This is a genomic window from Enterococcus sp. FR204 (assembly GCF_031143325.1).
Classification (GTDB): Bacteria; Bacillota; Bacilli; order Lactobacillales; family Enterococcaceae; genus Enterococcus_B; species Enterococcus_B faecium.
Genome location: NZ_JAKZIW010000048.1, coordinates 1 through 16,541 on the forward strand (window position 1 = coordinate 1; position 16,541 = coordinate 16,541).

General features: G+C 39.5%; 17 protein-coding genes. 12 read left to right on the forward strand and 5 right to left on the reverse strand.

Annotated elements, in window-relative coordinates:
• Positions 1-7 precede the first annotated feature (7 nt).
• The gene (locus tag RG571_RS10050) at positions 8-685 is read right to left on the reverse strand and encodes a ClpXP adapter SpxH family protein (protein ID WP_131774254.1); all 678 of its coding nucleotides are present in this window, start codon (positions 683-685) and stop codon (positions 8-10) included.
• A 117-nt stretch (positions 686-802) separates the two neighbouring features.
• Positions 803-1,378, reverse strand: coding sequence for a CYTH domain-containing protein (locus tag RG571_RS10055; protein WP_002289849.1), 576 nt, complete (start codon positions 1,376-1,378; stop codon positions 803-805).
• A 130-nt stretch (positions 1,379-1,508) separates the two neighbouring features.
• Between RG571_RS10055 and RG571_RS10060 the strand changes: the two genes are divergently transcribed.
• From RG571_RS10060 to mgtE, 4 genes are read left to right on the forward strand one after another with little or no spacing between them, the layout of a single operon-like run.
• Positions 1,509-2,213 (forward strand): GTP pyrophosphokinase family protein, encoded by a 705-nt coding sequence (locus tag RG571_RS10060; RefSeq protein ID WP_131774692.1) that lies wholly within the window; start codon positions 1,509-1,511, stop codon positions 2,211-2,213.
• Complete coding sequence (locus RG571_RS10065; protein WP_002318543.1) at positions 2,191-2,988, forward strand: NAD kinase; 798 nt, start codon at positions 2,191-2,193, stop codon at positions 2,986-2,988. Before RG571_RS10060 ends, RG571_RS10065 begins: the two co-directional genes overlap by 23 nt.
• A 1-nt stretch (position 2,989) precedes the next feature.
• Positions 2,990-3,889, forward strand: coding sequence for an RluA family pseudouridine synthase (locus RG571_RS10070; protein WP_131774255.1), 900 nt, complete (start codon positions 2,990-2,992; stop codon positions 3,887-3,889).
• A gap of 17 nt (positions 3,890-3,906) precedes the next feature.
• A complete protein-coding gene (mgtE, locus tag RG571_RS10075; RefSeq protein WP_002294561.1) occupies positions 3,907-5,268 on the forward strand; it encodes a magnesium transporter in 1,362 nt (453 codons plus the stop codon).
• A 61-nt stretch (positions 5,269-5,329) separates the two neighbouring features.
• Here mgtE and RG571_RS10080 read toward each other — a convergent pair whose 3' ends face one another.
• On the reverse strand, positions 5,330-5,971 hold the full coding sequence (locus tag RG571_RS10080; RefSeq protein ID WP_002294560.1) for a copper homeostasis protein CutC: 642 nt from the start codon (positions 5,969-5,971) through the stop codon (positions 5,330-5,332).
• Positions 5,972-6,079: 108 nt separating this feature from the next.
• On the opposite strand from RG571_RS10080, the gene RG571_RS10085 reads away from it, so the two are divergent.
• The 5 genes from RG571_RS10085 (at position 6,080) to RG571_RS10105 (ending at position 11,316) form a co-directional block, all read left to right on the forward strand.
• A complete protein-coding gene (locus tag RG571_RS10085) occupies positions 6,080-6,946 on the forward strand; it encodes a methyltransferase domain-containing protein (protein WP_131774256.1) in 867 nt (288 codons plus the stop codon).
• Positions 6,947-7,166: 220 nt separating this feature from the next.
• On the forward strand, positions 7,167-7,670 hold the full coding sequence (trmL, locus tag RG571_RS10090) for a tRNA (uridine(34)/cytosine(34)/5-carboxymethylaminomethyluridine(34)-2'-O)-methyltransferase TrmL (RefSeq protein WP_002289592.1): 504 nt from the start codon (positions 7,167-7,169) through the stop codon (positions 7,668-7,670).
• 48 nt (positions 7,671-7,718) lie between these two features.
• On the forward strand, positions 7,719-8,378 hold the full coding sequence (locus RG571_RS10095) for a histidine phosphatase family protein (protein WP_002318545.1): 660 nt from the start codon (positions 7,719-7,721) through the stop codon (positions 8,376-8,378).
• Positions 8,379-8,397: 19 nt separating this feature from the next.
• On the forward strand, positions 8,398-10,986 hold the full coding sequence (locus RG571_RS10100) for an ATP-dependent RecD-like DNA helicase (protein WP_258430571.1): 2,589 nt from the start codon (positions 8,398-8,400) through the stop codon (positions 10,984-10,986).
• A gap of 102 nt (positions 10,987-11,088) precedes the next feature.
• Positions 11,089-11,316, forward strand: coding sequence for a hypothetical protein (locus RG571_RS10105; RefSeq protein WP_002289596.1), 228 nt, complete (start codon positions 11,089-11,091; stop codon positions 11,314-11,316).
• A gap of 109 nt (positions 11,317-11,425) precedes the next feature.
• On the opposite strand, the gene RG571_RS10110 is transcribed toward RG571_RS10105, so the two are convergent.
• Positions 11,426-12,055: a response regulator gene (locus RG571_RS10110; protein ID WP_002339881.1), complete on the reverse strand. Its 630-nt coding sequence runs from the start codon at positions 12,053-12,055 to the stop codon at positions 11,426-11,428.
• Entirely contained in the window at positions 12,052-13,161 is a 1,110-nt protein-coding gene (locus RG571_RS10115) for a sensor histidine kinase (protein ID WP_371125744.1), read from the reverse strand. The genes RG571_RS10110 and RG571_RS10115 overlap by 4 nt, the downstream gene beginning before the upstream one ends.
• Before the next feature lie 86 nt (positions 13,162-13,247).
• Between RG571_RS10115 and RG571_RS10120 the strand changes: the two genes are divergently transcribed.
• The 3 genes from RG571_RS10120 to RG571_RS10130 are packed head-to-tail and all read left to right on the forward strand — an operon-like array spanning position 13,248 to position 16,498.
• A complete protein-coding gene (locus RG571_RS10120) occupies positions 13,248-14,180 on the forward strand; it encodes an ABC transporter ATP-binding protein (RefSeq protein WP_002327282.1) in 933 nt (310 codons plus the stop codon).
• A gap of 13 nt (positions 14,181-14,193) precedes the next feature.
• Positions 14,194-15,339: an ABC transporter permease gene (locus tag RG571_RS10125; protein WP_002339879.1), complete on the forward strand. Its 1,146-nt coding sequence runs from the start codon at positions 14,194-14,196 to the stop codon at positions 15,337-15,339.
• Positions 15,326-16,498, forward strand: coding sequence for an ABC transporter permease (locus RG571_RS10130; protein ID WP_002318551.1), 1,173 nt, complete (start codon positions 15,326-15,328; stop codon positions 16,496-16,498). Before RG571_RS10125 ends, RG571_RS10130 begins: the two co-directional genes overlap by 14 nt.
• The last annotated feature ends 43 nt before the right edge of the window (positions 16,499-16,541 follow it).

Here is a 16,541-nt window from a genome sequence, read left to right on the forward strand (position 1 = left end):
CGTATTTTTAATTAGAAAGCAAGTGTAAATGGCTAGTTCTTGAATGGAACTGAGAATCATTTGTATGTAAATGTTCACCACTAAAAACTTGATATGAGTTATCTGTTGTTTTACACAGCTCTGTGATTCTCCAAAGGCTACTTGTACCTTTTACTTCTACTAAAACACCAAAATCACGGTCGCAGGCATAATTGTAAACGACTGCAGAAGGGTGTTTTGTGATGCCCATTTCCCGAGCAATTTTTTGATCAGAAAAGAATACTTCTTTAACGAAGTCAGACTGCCGATCTTCTTTAAACATATTCAAATCGCCGCCGATTTCTTCAAATATGGATTCAGCAAGTTCTTGAGAATATGGTATGTCATTACAGCCGACTGCTTCTTGCAATTTGATCAAAAAACGGCGGCCTTTTTTCTTTCCTTGAAACTGCGCCGCTTTGCAGTCTAATGCTGCAGAATAAGTCATTGAGAATAAGTGATTACGTTCCTCAAGATTGTTCTGAGAAATTCCTTTTTGTTGCATGACATCCCCAATTGTCTGCAAATTGACCAAAGGAAGAAAGCGAAATTGCATCTTTTCTTTTGATGGTGTCCCGTACTCTTCTTCGATAAATTGTAATAACTGTTGTTCCATTTCGAAACAGTATTCCCCTAAAGGATTAACAAATAAATAGATTTCGATCATATGAATCTCCCCCAAAATAGATTCTATACAACTAGTGACTAGATTCTTTCACATCCTATAATTTAACAGAAAAAAGTAAAAAAATGAACTCAAGTGCCTTGTGAAAATGAAAGGTTTCTAATTTTTAGCTTCAAGCATACGTTGGATCTTGTTCTTAGCAGGACGATAAGGTAAAGAAAAACGTTTTAAAAAATTTATAAAAGCAATTTTTCCCACAGATGCATCCCCTACCTCTAGTTCCAGTTCAAAATCGTGTAGATTGTCTCCCCAGCTTTCATCAATAGCTAAAAGTCCTTCTTCAATAGGGAATTCAGCCCGTTTTGTTGTAAGCTTTCCGGTTTGGATTAATGAAGCAGGATCGATATTCAAATCAGAAAGTTTTTGAAAAACTGCGCCTGAACGAGGCAGACGTTTTTCGAAGATAAATGCTTCTGCTTCTTCTGTTATAAAGGTATCCGTTGTTTCGAGACGCCCTTTTTCAGCAGGTGTTTTTAATGTATATTCAGCTTGATGACCAACGAAACGGATCCGTAGGCCACAATTTTGTTTCTTCAGCTGTTCATCAACGGTATCGAAATAAATATTAGTCTGTACACGGAAATCTTTATCTGTTAATTGATAGTGAGCGATGAATATCTCGTACTCTTGCTTTGTCAGCATAGATTTATATTCGATTTCAAGCATTTGTGTCATTTGATCGACTCCTTTTTGTCTATTTTGCCTAATTTTCTTTTTTTGGTCAATGCATAAATCAAGAGTACGAAAAAACTTTGCATATATGGTAGAATAAACAATGAATGTTAATGAAGTAGAGGTATCAGCTATGGAACGAGATTGGGAAGCATTTTTAGCACCATATGAACAAACTGTATCAGAATTGAAAGTGAAACTGCGGGGGATCCGCAAGCAGTTCCGTGAACAAAATCGACATGTCCCGATTGAATTTGTCACTGGGAGAGTCAAGCCAGTCGATAATATTGTAACAAAATCACAATTACGGCATATTCCAATGGGACGTTTAGAAGAAGAAATGTCTGATATTGCCGGGTTAAGGATCATGTGTCAGTTTGTAGAAGATATCCATCAAGTTGTTGAGATCATCCGTAAAAGAAAAGACATGAAAGTTCTCCAAGAACGAGATTACATCACAAATAAAAAAGCAAGCGGCTACCGTTCTTATCATCTGGTGATCGAGTATCCTGTACAGCTGATCAGCGGTGAGAAGAAAATTTTGGCGGAAATCCAGATTCGGACTCTTGCGATGAATTTCTGGGCAACGATTGAGCATTCGCTGAATTATAAATATCAAGGCGTTTTTCCAGAAGAAATGAGTGAACGACTTCAGCGTGCGGCAGAAGCTGCCTATCAGTTGGATGAAGAGATGTCCAGTATCCGTGAAGAAATCCAAGAAGCACAGCGGTTATTCTCCCATGGAAGAGGAAAATCAGATGATGTCTACTATCGAACGCTTTTGAAGAAAGAAAGCGAAAGAGAGGAGGCAGGGGATGAAAGTAGCGATCGTTCATAATAAAGAAGCAAAGACTATAGAAGTGACAGAATGTTTGAACGCACTTTTAGAACAAGCAGGGATTCAACGAGATGATCATGAGCCAGAATTGGTCATCTCAGTCGGCGGAGACGGCACATTATTGTCGGCGTTCCATCACTACAGTCATTGTCTGAATGATGTGCGTTTCTTGGGCGTGCATACAGGTCATTTAGGGTTTTACACGGATTGGCGGGATTACGAGCTGGAAGAACTAGTAGACAGCTTACGAACGAACCGGGAACAAAGTGTTAGTTATCCCTTGCTGGATGTTCGGATCAGTTATTTGGATGAAACACCGGACCAGCATTTTTTAGCACTGAATGAATCAACGATTAAACGGGCCAATCGTACGATGGTAGCCGATGTATACATCAAAAACGAGCTGTTTGAAAGTTTTAGAGGAGATGGATTGACGATTTCTACGCCTACTGGTTCGACAGCATATAATAAAAGTGTCGGCGGTGCTGTGATCCATCCTAGTATCAATGCCTTTCAGTTGGCAGAGATTGCTTCACTGAATAATCGAGTGTTTCGTACTTTGGGTTCTCCGATCGTGATTGCCCATGATGAATGGCTAGAAATAAAATTGGAAAATACAGAAGATTATCTTGTAACGGTTGATCAATTGAATGTCGCAAAAGCAAATATCCGCTCAATTTATTATCGAATAGCAGAAGAACGGATCCATTTTGCTTCTTATCGACATATGCATTTTTGGCATCGTGTGAAAGATGCCTTTATTAGTGAGGATTGATATGCAGTTTACATGGGATTATGAGAAAGATCATTCTCAGCAAGTAAAATATTTTTTAAAAGAAAAAGGGATCTCAAAGGGTCTGTTAGCGAAAATAAAATTTCAAGGCGGTCAAATCAAAGTTAATGATCAAGTAGAAAATGTCTTGTTTTCTCTAGCTAAGGATGATAAGGTAACCATTGTGATTCCTGCTGAAGGAGAACATGAAACCGTACTTTTGGATGAAACACCGATCGATATCGTGTATGAAGATGAACACGTTCTGGTAGTAAATAAACCAGCAGGCGTTTCGTCTATTCCTGCCCAATACCATCCAAATGGGACAATGGCTAATCGTGTAAAGGCTTATTATAAAAAACAAGGTTACGAAAACCAAATAATCCATGTGGTGACGCGACTAGATCGGGATACATCTGGTTTGATGCTTTTTGCAAAGCATGGATTTGCGCACGCAAAATTAGATATGCAACTTCGTGAAAAGAAGTTTGTGAAAAAATATCAGGCCTTAGTCAGTGGAAGGCTTTCAGATTTATCGGCACATGGACATATCGATTTGCCGATCGCCCGAGATTATTCTTCGCTATTGAAGCGAATGGTCTCTGATGAAGGACGTTCGGCACAGACTGAGTACTGGATAGAGAAGCGACTAACAGAAATCGCGTTAGTTGATATCCAGCTGCATACAGGAAGGACACATCAAATAAGAGTTCATTTTTCCGCAATTGGCTGTGCCCTGCTCGGTGATGATATGTATGGCGGGCGAATGGATCTGGGAATAAAAAGACAAGCCCTTCATTGTTATGATCTGCGTTTTTACCATCCATTTACAGAAGAGTTGCTGGAGTTCAAGCAGCCTTTAGCCGCAGACATGGAGGCAGTTGTGAGACGGTTTGAAGAATAAGGCGAGGTGAGATTGGTTTGGATGAAAATCAAGAATTAGAGGAAAGATTTGCCCAGTTGACTCAAGATTTAAGGGAAAATAATATTCAGGCATTCAGAAACAGTTTTTTAGAGATGCATATCTATGAGCAGGGGCAATTCTACCAATCTCTTACAGAAGAGAACAGGCAGCTGATCTATTCCTATCTGTCGCCTAAAGAATTAGCGGATATGTTCGATGTGATTGAAGAAGACAACGAACATATGAAAGAATACCTAGATGAAATGCGTCCTAGCTATGCAGCTGATATGCTTTCTGAGATGTATACAGATAATGCTGTTGACTTGCTTAATACGCTGGATAAAAAGCAAATTGCTAAATATTTAAGTTTGATGTCGGCAGACGATGCCAGTGAAATCAAGGAACTTCTCCATTACGAGGATGAAACGGCTGGCGCGATCATGACAACTGAATTTGTTTCGATCGTAGCCAATCAAACTGTTCGCTCTGCGATGTACGTGCTGAAGAACGAAGCAGATGTAGCTGAAACAATCTATTACATCTATGTCGTTAATCAAGAAGGTCAGCTAGTAGGGGTTATTTCTCTGCGCGACCTAATCGTGAATGATGACGACGCAATGATTTCTGATCTGATGAGCGAACGAGTGCTTTCAGTTCATGTAGGCGACGACCAAGAAGATGTGGCACAAACATTTAGAGATTATGACTTCTTAGCTCTTCCTGTTACCGATTATGATGATCATTTGTTAGGAATCGTCACAGTCGATGATATCATCGACGTTATTGATGATGAAGCTGCTAGCGATTATTCAGGACTTGCCGGGGTCAATGTGGAAGAAATTAATGAAAATCCAGTAAAGGCAGCGTCTCGACGTTTGCCTTGGCTGATCACTCTGTTGTTTTTAGGTATGTCGACCGCTTCTTTAATCAGTCACTATGAAGACTTGGTAAGTGAAGCGAGTATTTTAGCAGTCTTCATTTCGCTGATTACAGGAACTGCCGGTAATGCTGGAACCCAGTCGCTAGCTGTGGCTGTTCGTCGACTTGCGATTTCTGATGAGAAAGATCATGGATTTGTTCGACTTGTTTTGGCTGAAGTCTTGACCGGCGTTGTCACAGGAGCTGTTACGGGGATCACGATTTTTCTAATCGTAGGTTTTTGGAAACATAATTTTATCTTGGGGTTTGTCATAGGGATGGCTATGCTATTTGCAATCACAGTGGCGAATCTTGCAGGTAGTTTAATCCCGATGCTAATGGATCGCCTAGGATTTGATCCAGCAGTAGCAAGCGGTCCCTTTATCACGACTTTGAGCGATTTGACGAGTGTACTGATTTATTTCAATATTGCTTCTTTATTTATGGGCTATTTTATGTAAAAAAACAAAAACATTTGCAATAAGCATTATGCCTGTTGCAAATGTTTTTTTGTTTATAAGATTATAACTGAAGATCCACGATTTTGGTTCCGTGTACTTCGCTTACGTTCAATTCTTTAGCTACATGTGCTGCATTCTCTGCAGTTACACCACCACCAGGCAAAATGATTAAGCGGCCATCTGTATAGGCAATCAATTCTTTAAGCCGTGGGAAATTTTCTACAATAGTTTTGTCAGCAGGACCGCCATGAGTCAAGATACGGTCAACACCATGTTCTACCAGCCAATCGATTGCTTCGAATTGCCGATCTTCAGGAATACTGTCAAAAGCCATATGGAAGGTGATCTGCAACCCTTCTGCTGTTTCGATCAATAGTTCTAAGGCCTCTTCGTCTAGCCAGCCTGAAGGAGTAAGACAACCAAATACTACGCCATCCGTCCCTAATTTCTTTGCTTCAATCAAATCAGTATGCATGATTTTCAATTCGATATCGTTATAGACGAAGTCGCCCCCTCTAGGACGAATAATCGTCATTACGGGGATATCTTTTTCCCCAGCATAACTTAACGTTTCTTCGATCACACCAGTACTCGGTGTTGTGCCACCGACCGCTAAGTTGTCACACAATTCGATCCGATCGGCTCCTCTAGCAATTGCTAGAGGAATAGATGTGTAGTTTTCAGCGCAAAATTCTTTGATCATCTAATCTTCTCCTTTATCTTTCACTTTCTTCTAGGCATTGTATCATATTTTTAGCAGTTGCCAAAGTGAGCATCTAACGGTAAGATAAAACAGAAATGAGGGGGAACTATGTTAAAAAAAATTGACCGAGGACGCCAGTTTTTGGCAGAAAATCATCAGCTGTTCCGCTGTCCGGTTTGCCAAGAAGAAGTAAAAAAGTCTGATAATGGCTTGATATGCAAAAATAATCACCGTTTTGACCTTTCCAAAAAAGGAACACTTTATTTTTTATCCCATGCGGTTAAAACAGAATACGATCAAGGAATGTTCGTTCCAAGGCGTAGAATGATCCAATCAGGCATGTATCAGCCCGTTATTGAGACTATTGCGCAGCATCTACCTGAAGAAGTCTCGCTATTAGATGTTGGCTGCGGAGAAGGTAGCTTCTTGAATGAACTTTCAAAATTGAAAAAGATTCAAAATGCTGTTGGATTTGATATTTCAAAAGAAGGAGTCTACGCAGCTACAGAACAATCTGCCGAAGCATTTTGGTGTGTAGCTGATTTGACCAATTTGCCGTTTACTGATCAAACATTCAACGCGGTTTTAAATATCTTTTCGCCTTCTCATTACCAAGAATTCCAACGTGTACTCTCAGAAGATGGAGAAGTGTTGAAGGTGGTGCCACAAGAAAATTATTTAAAGGAACTACGTCAGGCTTTTTATCCGAATCAACCTGAAAAACAGAGTTATTCCAATGAACGTGTAGTAGCCAAGTTTGCTGAAGCAATGAAATTAACTGAACGTCAGCGTGTAACATATGAATTTGAGATACCAGAGGAAAATCAAAAAGATCTTTTGGCCATGTCACCTTTAGAGTGGCAGGTAGAAGAGCGAATCAAAGCAGACTTATATAAGAATCCTTTGAAGAAGATTACAATTGACATAGAATTATTAAAAGGAACTAAGAGAAAACGTTTTTCTAGCAGTTTTTAATGAGTAGAGGTTGCAAAAAAAAGTTGAGGGTGTTATATTAGCAACAAGTTGTTTTTTCATTGGTTTTTATCAGGTTCCTGTTCTGATAAAAGTTAGTGAGAAGAGCTTCACTAACGTAACGACTCGCAGTGACTGACACCGAGTTGATACGTTTTTTTTTATGCAAAAATCAAATTGTCAGAAAATAGAAACGAACATAAATATGAGAGGAATGATCCTGATGAATCATATCGTTTTATTTGAACCATTAATCCCTGCAAACACTGGAAATATTGCCCGTACGTGTGCAGCCACGAATACTCCGCTTCATTTAATCGAGCCACTAGGTTTTTCAACTGATGACAAACATCTAAAACGGGCAGGGTTGGATTATTGGAATGATGTAAATATTACTTACCACAGTAATTTAGAAGCTTTTTTAACATTTTTAGGTAATCGTAAACTACATTTGATCTCAAAATTTGCCCATAAAGTATATAGTGACGAAAATTTTGCTGATGGAGAAGAGCACTTCTTTTTATTTGGAAAAGAAACAACCGGTTTGCCAGAAACATTTATGCGTGAAAACGAAGAAAAGTGTTTACGCATCCCTATGAATGATGAGCATGTCCGCTCATTGAATTTATCGAATACAGCTGCAATGATAGTGTATGAAGCACTTCGCCAGCAAGGATTCCCTAATTTAGAATTGACGCATCACTATGAAAATGACAAGCTGGATTAGACAGTTTATTATAGAGTAAAATAAAAGAAAGACAGGAGTTTGCTGCGTATGGAACTATATTTTACCCGACATGGGAAGACACAATGGAATCAGGAAAGACGTTTTCAAGGGAGCAATGGCGATTCTCCGCTTTTGCCACAAAGTTACGAAGAAATCAAAGCATTTGGGAAAAAGGTAAAATATGTTCCTTTTAAAGCAATTTATTCCAGTACAGCAAAGCGAGCACGTGATACAGCAGAAGGTATCAACAAAGAGCTTGCTCGTCCGGTAGAGATTTTTTATACAGATAAGCTAAGAGAACTAGGGCTGGGTACTTTAGAAGGTCAGTCGATCGATGAAATGTACCAGAAATATCCGGATAATCTGCCGAATTTGCGTAATCATTTAGATCTGTATGATCCTTCTCCTTTTCACGGAGAAACGATTGAATCGGCAATCACACGTATCGAAACTGTTGTAGCAGATGTGGTTGCCCAACATAAAGATGGCCCACTTTTATTCGTAGGACATGGAGCTTCTTTAACTGCAGCCATTCAATGGATGACAGGAAAAGAGCTAAGTGAGTTGCGTGAAATGGGTGGATTGTTCAATAGTAGTTTGACGATTTTAGAGACTGAAGAGCCTTGCAGATTATTGCCATATGAACTGAAAGTATGGAACCAAACAGATTTTTTAGGAACTGAAACAGCACCAGAACCTTTACTATAGAAGAAGGAGGCGGCTTCCGATGCAGCCAGAAGAAATGCCTTATTTCGTTGGTACAGTTGCCGCGATTTTTTTTCAAAATCCTAGTAATTTTTACAAAGTGCTTTTGGTACACATCAGTGAAACCACAGCTGATTACCGTGAAAAAGAGATTGTAGTCACCGGAAGTTTCGGCGATATTCAAGAAAATGAGACTTATCGTTTTTATGGAGAATTAGTGGATCATCCTAAATACGGAAGGCAGCTTAAACTCGAAAGATATGAGCAAGAAAAGCCAACAACTGCAAATGGGATCGTAGCGTATCTTTCCAGCGAAAAATTCCCAGGAATCGGGAAGAAAACAGCAGAAAAAATTTTAGAATTGCTGGGAGAAGATGCTATCGAAAAAATCATTGCTGATCCTTCGGTATTAAAACAAATCTCCGGTTTGACGAAGCCAAAAAGAGAAATGCTTGCTGAGACGATTCGGCTAAACCACGGGATGGATCAAGTGATCATGGGACTGAATCGTTACGGGTTCGGTAGTCAGTTAGCTTTCAGTATCTACCAGGCCTATAAGAACGAGTCTTTGGATATCATCGAAGAAAATCCGTACCAGCTAGTCGAAGACATAGAAGGAATCGGGTTCAAACGTGCAGATAATCTAGCCGAACAAATCGGTATTGCAGCAGATTCACCGAGAAGAATTCGAGCAGCTATCTTGCATCAGATTTTTCAGCATGCAGTTCAAACAGGAGATACATACGTACCGGCGGAGACATTGCTTCAGCAAACGATCCGTATTTTAGAAACAAGTCGCCCAATTGAAATCCAGCCTGATCAGGTTGCTACTGTAATTATCCAACTTGTTGAAGAAGGAAAGATACAACAAGAAGAGACTAATCTTTACGAAAACAGTTTGTACTTTTCTGAATGGGGGATCGGTAATTCGATCCAGCGCCTTCTCAGTCGTAAAAAAGAAATCCATTATCCTGAAAAAGAAGTGCAGAAGAATATTCGGCGTATCGAAAAAATATTCGGCATACAGTATGGACCTTCGCAAGAACAAGCTATCGCTGAAGCAATCCGTTCCCCTCTATTTATTTTAACAGGAGGACCAGGTACGGGGAAAACTACTGTGATCAACGGAATCGTCAATCTTTTTGCAGAGTTGAACGGACTGGAATTGGATCCTTCAAAATATACCCAAGAAATTTTTCCTATTCTACTTGCAGCACCAACTGGCCGAGCAGCTAAACGAATGAACGAAACGACAGGTCTGCCTGCCAGTACGATCCATCGTCTTCTGGGGCTGAATGGACGGGAAAAAACACCTTCAGTCAGTACGAAAGAATTAGAAGGCGGACTTTTGATTGTTGATGAGATGTCTATGGTCGATACATGGCTGGCTAACACATTATTCAAAGCGATTCCGACGAATATGCAAGTTATCTTAGTAGGAGACAAAGATCAGCTTCCCTCTGTCGGTCCTGGTCAAGTACTCCATGATCTTTTGGAAATCGAACAAATTCCCAAAATGGAACTCAATCAGATTTATCGGCAAGGTGATGGTTCTAGTATTATTCCTCTTGCCCATGAGATCAAAGAAGGACGTCTGCCAAAAGATTTCACAAAGAATCAAAAAGATCGTTCCTATTTCCGAAGTGATGCTTATCAAATTGAACCCTTGATCTCTAAAATTGTGGAAAAAGCGAAAAATAAGGGATTCCGTGCACAAGATATCCAAGTATTAGCACCAATGTATCGGGGACCTGCAGGGATCGATGCGTTAAATAAAATGATGCAGGAGATATTCAATCCAGGGAAACCTGGAAAAAAGGAAGTACATTGGAACGACACCGTTTATCGGATAGGAGACAAAGTCCTCCAATTAGTCAATACTCCCGAATTGAATGTATTCAATGGAGATATGGGAGAAATCACGGGTATCATCTTGGCAAAAGATTCTGAAGATAAAGTGGATGAATTAGTTATCCAGTTTGATGCAAATGAGGTCACTTATAAAAGAAACGAATGGAATAAAATCACTCTTTCTTATTGTTGCTCAATCCATAAATCACAAGGCAGTGAATTCAAGATGGTTATTTTGCCCATGGTCCATCAATATCAGCGAATGCTTCAGCGTAATTTGCTCTACACGGCAGTGACCCGCAGTAAGGAACTGTTGATTTTGTTAGGGGAAGAGCAAGCCTATGTCACTTGTGTAGCGAATGAATCAGCAAGCCGGATGACTACGTTGAAATCAAGGATCATAGATAATGATAAAATGAATATCACTCTGCGGACAAAACTAGCAGCTTATGAAGATTCTTTGGTCGGAAATGATCCATTTGAAGATGGGAACTATACAAAAGAGCCACGGGTTGTAAAAGAAAAGCTACCTGTAGAAGATGACAGTGGGACGAATGAATCGAAAAAACAAGTAATGGAAACAGTGGAACCAGATCTGTTTTCTTCATTTGTTGGAGAAGAAAAGAAAGAAGAGGTAGAACCTGCTGTTTCTAAAGATTTCGTTCTTACAGCAGAAGTGATCGATAACCAGTTAGTAGATCCGATGATTGGTATGGAAAACAGTTCTCCCTACGATTTTATACCGGCAAAAAATGCTTGATTTTAAAGATGAGAAATAGCCAAAAATGATCATTGGTTAGCGTTTTCTTTTGTTTTTTCAGTGTGATATGCTAAGCTGAAATCAAAAGGGGGGCGTTACTTTATGGCTAAAGAAACCGAAGATAAATTAGCGAAATTAGCAAAAGAATCTGGCAATGACTTTAAAAAGTTAGATGAGATGGAAAAAGAATTCAAATTGAATGAAAGTCCTGATGTAGAACGAGACGATCGTGAAGAATCAAAACTAGAAAAAACGTTAGACAAGGCGCCTATTTTTCCGCCTAACACGCCGAACAATCCAACGAATCCTGGCAGCCCTGCGAATCCTTGATTCTTTCAATCGTGAGGAAATGGTTTGCGGGACAATTGAATAGAAGATGTGAAAAAAACCTGAATGATGCGAAGGAGCATCATTCAGGTTTTTTTGTGTTAGATAAGACTTATTGCAAATGCTGATAAAAGTAGATAGCCAATTGCGTGCGATCCCGTAAATCTAGCTTTTCTAGTAATTGGCTGATGTAATTGCGAACAGTGCCGTCACTCAAGTACAAGGCATCTGCAATTTCTTTATTGTTTTTCCCGGCAGCTACTTCTTTGATGATTGCAAGCTCACGTTCACTAAAAGAAGCATAAGCATGACTATCAATCGTCGGTTTATTCTTCATCATTTGAGTGAAAGTCTCGATGATTTCATTACCAAATACGGCCTGTCCATTATAAGCGGATTTGACAGAAGGAATAATCGCTTGCAAGTTCTGTTTGATTAAATACCCTTTGACACCGATGGAAAATGCTTCGAGGATGTATTCTTCATCTTTGAATGTCGTCAAAAGCAAAAGGATGGCTTTGGGAAATTTAGCCAAAATTTCTTTGGCAGCATCGATGCCCGTTTGTTTAGGCATGCGGATGTCCGTCAGCAAAACATCGGGACGATGGGTTTCGTATAAGACTAGCGCATCCTTGGCACAATGACCAATGCCTAACACACGGATCTCTTTCGTGCTTTCTAAAATGGTTTGTAACGATTTCGTCACAAATGGATCATCATCAATAATGACTACTGTTATCATTGGTGTCCCTCCCTTGGTAAAATGATCGTTAACTGAAATTGCTGGTTTTCTTGGAAAATATGGACTTGTCCCTTTTGTTCTTGAACACGTTGACGCATCGTTTTCAAACCAATACCGGGAGCAGAATTTTTTTGTGGGCTGGTGCCATCATTCGTGATTTGCAAGCGATAAAAGGCCGGCAACGTTCGAAAATGTAAAACAACGGTTTTGGCATGACTATGTTTGATACTGTTGGTTAAGGCTTCTTTGATGACCATTAAGAAGCAGTTTTGCTGCGTTTCATTCAATCCTTCAAACAAGTTTCCTTCAATCGTAACAGAAGAAGGAAAATCAGCGATCAGAAACTCTAAGGAGTGTTGAAAAGAGATCGATGTCTCATGGAGGTCATGGACACTTTGACGAATCCGATCCATCCCAGTGTGAACGGTGGCACTTAAATTTTCTAATGGTTCTTTTAGTTTTGGTTCTTGATTGATCATTTCAAGCGCACCAATTTGTAAAATCGCACTTGACAGCAGATGACCGACATTGTCATGGATGTCTCGGGCAATTCGGTTCCGTTCTTCCACAATTTGCAAGGCTAATTGTGTTTCTTGTGACAGGGCCAATGCTTTATTTTGTTCCGATAACTCTTGTTGTTTTTCCCAATGAGTATCTTTGGAGACAATGTACTTTTTCTCAAGATCGGTCGTTCGTTGATCTTTTTTTCGTAAGTAAAAGGAAAAAAACAGCAAAATTACGACAAAGGCGACCTTGATGGGGGGATGATTACCAACCGTCGAAATCAACAAAAAACCTAACAAAAACAAGTAATCAAGGTGGCTTTCTTCAGGGGCGATCACTCGCATCGTCGCTGGCAGAAGCAGGACAAGATCAGGTAAAAAGGCACATAAAAGAAATAGAATAACTTGGAAAATCCAATTTGGCTTTGTAGGCAGTAAATAACTGACACCAGTGAATAAAACGGCGATCAATAAATAGATAACTTGCATAGCAACGAATCCTTGACTTACCAGCAAAAGCAATGAGATAACCAGTAGAAAGCTAGTTTCGTTGAGTAGCCGAGATTTATGCATAGCAGACTCCTTCATTGTGACAAATGTCATGTGTGGTTTAGCCAATCGTCACTAGTTTCTTTTCTTGCACTTTATTATAGTCAGATCAACAAGAAATTTGGAAGGAGTTTTTCATGATGATTATCGAAATTGATAAATTAGTCAAACGCTATGGAGATTTTGTAGCATTGAATCATTTTGATCTGCAAGTACAAGAAGGAGAAGTCTTAGGTCTGTTAGGACCAAACGGCAGTGGGAAATCGACTGCCATCAACTGTATGCTTTCTTTGTTAAATTATGACAAAGGAACCATTAAATTGTTCGGGACAACAATGACTCCTGAAAATTATGCTGTCAAGGCAATGATTGGGGTCGTTCCTCAAGACGTTGCGGTCTTTGACGAACTAAGTGTGCAAGAAAATATCGATTATTTTTGCGGTTTATATGTTTCCGAAAAAGAGAAAAGGAAAGCCTTGATTGAAGAGGTGATTCAATTAGTGGGATTAGAAAAATATGTGTCGTTTCGTCCAGGAGAACTTAGTGGTGGCTTGAAACGTCGGTTGAACATCGCATGTGGGATTGCCCACAAGCCGCGGTTAATTTTTTTAGATGAGCCGACAGTAGCTGTAGACCCCCAAAGTCGGAATAAAATTTTAGAAAGTATCAAGGAGCTGAATCGACAAGGAGCAACCATTGTCTATACAACACATTACATGGAAGAAGTAGAAATTCTTTGCGACCAGATCGTGATCATGGATCAAGGACAGGTGATTGCTAAAGGAACCAAAGAATCTCTAAAAGATATGGTACGGACGGCGGATCGTTTGACGATCGACATCCCATTACTCCCAGAAAACGTGTTGTCAGCGATTCAGCGGACAATAGCTTCTGATGGAATCGCTTATAAAAAAGGTCAGCTCCAAGTAACAACTACTGAACTAAATACAGTATTGTTGCCGATTCTTACAATCTTACAAGAAGAAAAGATCAGTTACGGAAAAATAGCAACCAAAGAATCGTCCTTGAATGATGTCTTTTTAGAGATTACCGGCAAGGAATTGAGAGACTAGAGGAGGGGAAATAATGTTTTGGCATTTTTATAAATATCGTACAAAAATACTGCTGCGAAATAAATCCATGTTGTTTTGGACATTGGCCTTTCCAATTCTTTTAGGATTGATGTTTATGGCGGCCTTTGGCGAGATTGATCAAGGTGGCAATCTCGAAACGATTAATACTGGAATTGTAATCAAAGCGGATCAAACAGCGCTTTCGGAAAATTTTACCACAGTCTTAGAACAAGTCGAAGTTAATGATAAACCATTATTTGAAGTACAGGAACTATCAGAAGTAGAAGCGAATGAAAAGCTAAATGCAGATGATTTGGCTGGTTTTTATCTCATTGATGGTTCATCTGTTTCGCTCCATGTGGGTCAAGCAGGAATGAGTCAGACGTTGATGAAAAACGTCATGGATCAATTTTTACAGCGTATTGGTATAATTTCGAGTAAAGTGGCAGAAGTGGAGAACGTTGATCTCGCGCCCATCATGACTGCTTTTGAACAAGAAGTATCTTTTCAAGAAGTTCATGCAGGTCGTAATATGAGTTTCAAAAGTTTTTATTTCTTCACTCTGATTGGAATGGCGATTCTCTACGGGACGATGTGGGGGGTCCGCAATGTACAGGATCAGCAAGCAAATCAATCGTCAAATGGTATTCGCTTGTCCTTGATTCCTAGAAAGCAATCGTTAGTTTCAATCGCTAATTTGGCAGCAAGCTTTACGATTGTTTTGACAGAGATTTATATTATGTTAGCTGTCTTTCGTTTTATCTATCAAGTAGACTTTGGTGAACGTTGGCAATGGTTGATGATTGTTACCGCTCTGGGGTCGTTGTGTGCGATTTTGTTAGGTACATTGATTGGTAATTTGATACCAAAAATGAATCTGGTGCAAAAGGATAGCATCTTGATTTCAGTGACGATTGCGATGAGCTTTTTTGCTGGTATGATGGGGTCGGAACAAGTGAAGTATTGGATTGATCTTCATATTCCGATTGTTGGTCAATTAAATCTCGTCAACTTGATCAGCGAAAGTTTGTATAAACTTTATTTCTACACTGATTTGGCTAGTTTTTATACCAATCTTCTATGGTTGATCGGATTTATTTTCCTTTTTGCGTTAGGAAATGCTTGGATGGAAAGAGGGGTGCGTTATGACGCTTTATAAAACGATTTGGACATTGCTTAAAGCAAATAAATCGAATTTACTGATAGGTGTAATTATCACTGTTGTTGCCACATTCTTTTTTGCGCAAAATATTGATGTTGAAAATACCTCTCTGCAAGATGCGAAAATCGCCTTGATTAGTGAAGAAGAGTCGCCTGTAGTCGAAGGCCTTCGTAAATATTTGAATGACAAGGAAACAGTCGTTACATTGGATGGAACCTCACAAAAAGAAATCGATGATGCTCTTTATTTTAATCGTGTAAACATTATCTTACATCTGCCTGCAGACTTTACCGAACAAGTCGAAGTAGGAAAGATGCCGACGATCAAGATACAGAGTCGCCCAGATGCCTTTTCTAAAACAGTTGTTACACAGCAAGTGAACACCTTTTTGCAAACACTGATTCTGTTTCAAGAAGAAGATAAAACAATCGATGCAGCTATGGAACAGACACAAATGGCACTCTCGGTTACTGGAGAAGTTGAGCTAAGTGCGGGATATAGTCAGCGGATGAAAAAGCTGTTGACGGGCACAACCTTTAATTTCTTGTCTTATGGGTTGTTTCTATCCATTTTTAGCGGTTTCAGCGTCATCAATCTAGCGTTTAATCGCAAAGAGATCAGTAAACGAAACCAGAGTGCGCCCATTACCAAACGAAACTTGAATCGCAAAGTAACCTTTAGTTTGATTAGTTACTCGCTGCTGTTGTTCAGTGGCTTCTTACTTCTAATGGTTCTGTTAGTGATCCACACCTCGTGGGATATAACGGTATGGTATCATATTTTAAATACTTTCTTGTTTTTATTGCCGGTCATTAGCTTTTCGGCTTGTATCACTTCATTGGTAAAAAACTCAGAAACCAGCGGTGGGATCAAAGATATTTTTATCACAGGCAGTTGCTTTATCGGTGGGGTGTTTGTACCAGCAGAATACTTGCCAGAAATGGTTAGCAAAATAGCGGCATTCACACCAACATATTGGTTTGTTCAAAATAATAACTTGATCAGTGAAACACTCAGTTACAATCAAACATTTGCAGAATCTTTTTGGTTCAATGGTTGTGTCTTAGTTGCTTTTGCTGCGGTGTTTTCAATGATCCAATTTATTTTGGGTAAAGAAAGAAACTATCGATGGCAACCCAATTGGGCAAAGAATTAACTGCATAGTAAAAAAAGGACTGTGACAAAAGTCGTGTGTCGTG

What these genes read in the sequence shown, in the direction of transcription:
- RG571_RS10105 (WP_002289596.1), top strand. Translation starts at nt 11,089, where the DNA reads ATGGCTAAAGAAACCGAAGATAAATTAGCGAAATTAGCAAAAGAATCT.
- RG571_RS10080 (WP_002294560.1), bottom strand. Translation starts at nt 5,971, where the DNA reads ATGATCAAAGAATTTTGCGCTGAAAACTACACATCTATTCCTCTAGCA.
- RG571_RS10095 (WP_002318545.1), top strand. Translation starts at nt 7,719, where the DNA reads ATGGAACTATATTTTACCCGACATGGGAAGACACAATGGAATCAGGAA.
- RG571_RS10100 (WP_258430571.1), top strand. Translation starts at nt 8,398, where the DNA reads ATGCAGCCAGAAGAAATGCCTTATTTCGTTGGTACAGTTGCCGCGATT.
- RG571_RS10060 (WP_131774692.1), top strand. Translation starts at nt 1,509, where the DNA reads ATGGAACGAGATTGGGAAGCATTTTTAGCACCATATGAACAAACTGTA.
- RG571_RS10065 (WP_002318543.1), top strand. Translation starts at nt 2,191, where the DNA reads ATGAAAGTAGCGATCGTTCATAATAAAGAAGCAAAGACTATAGAAGTG.
- RG571_RS10055 (WP_002289849.1), bottom strand. Translation starts at nt 1,378, where the DNA reads ATGACACAAATGCTTGAAATCGAATATAAATCTATGCTGACAAAGCAA.
- RG571_RS10115 (WP_371125744.1), bottom strand. Translation starts at nt 13,161, where the DNA reads ATGACATTTGTCACAATGAAGGAGTCTGCTATGCATAAATCTCGGCTA.
- RG571_RS10130 (WP_002318551.1), top strand. Translation starts at nt 15,326, where the DNA reads ATGACGCTTTATAAAACGATTTGGACATTGCTTAAAGCAAATAAATCG.
- RG571_RS10070 (WP_131774255.1), top strand. Translation starts at nt 2,990, where the DNA reads ATGCAGTTTACATGGGATTATGAGAAAGATCATTCTCAGCAAGTAAAA.
- RG571_RS10120 (WP_002327282.1), top strand. Translation starts at nt 13,248, where the DNA reads ATGATTATCGAAATTGATAAATTAGTCAAACGCTATGGAGATTTTGTA.
- RG571_RS10085 (WP_131774256.1), top strand. Translation starts at nt 6,080, where the DNA reads ATGTTAAAAAAAATTGACCGAGGACGCCAGTTTTTGGCAGAAAATCAT.
- trmL (WP_002289592.1), top strand. Translation starts at nt 7,167, where the DNA reads ATGAATCATATCGTTTTATTTGAACCATTAATCCCTGCAAACACTGGA.
- RG571_RS10050 (WP_131774254.1), bottom strand. Translation starts at nt 685, where the DNA reads ATGATCGAAATCTATTTATTTGTTAATCCTTTAGGGGAATACTGTTTC.
- RG571_RS10125 (WP_002339879.1), top strand. Translation starts at nt 14,194, where the DNA reads ATGTTTTGGCATTTTTATAAATATCGTACAAAAATACTGCTGCGAAAT.
- RG571_RS10110 (WP_002339881.1), bottom strand. Translation starts at nt 12,055, where the DNA reads ATGATAACAGTAGTCATTATTGATGATGATCCATTTGTGACGAAATCG.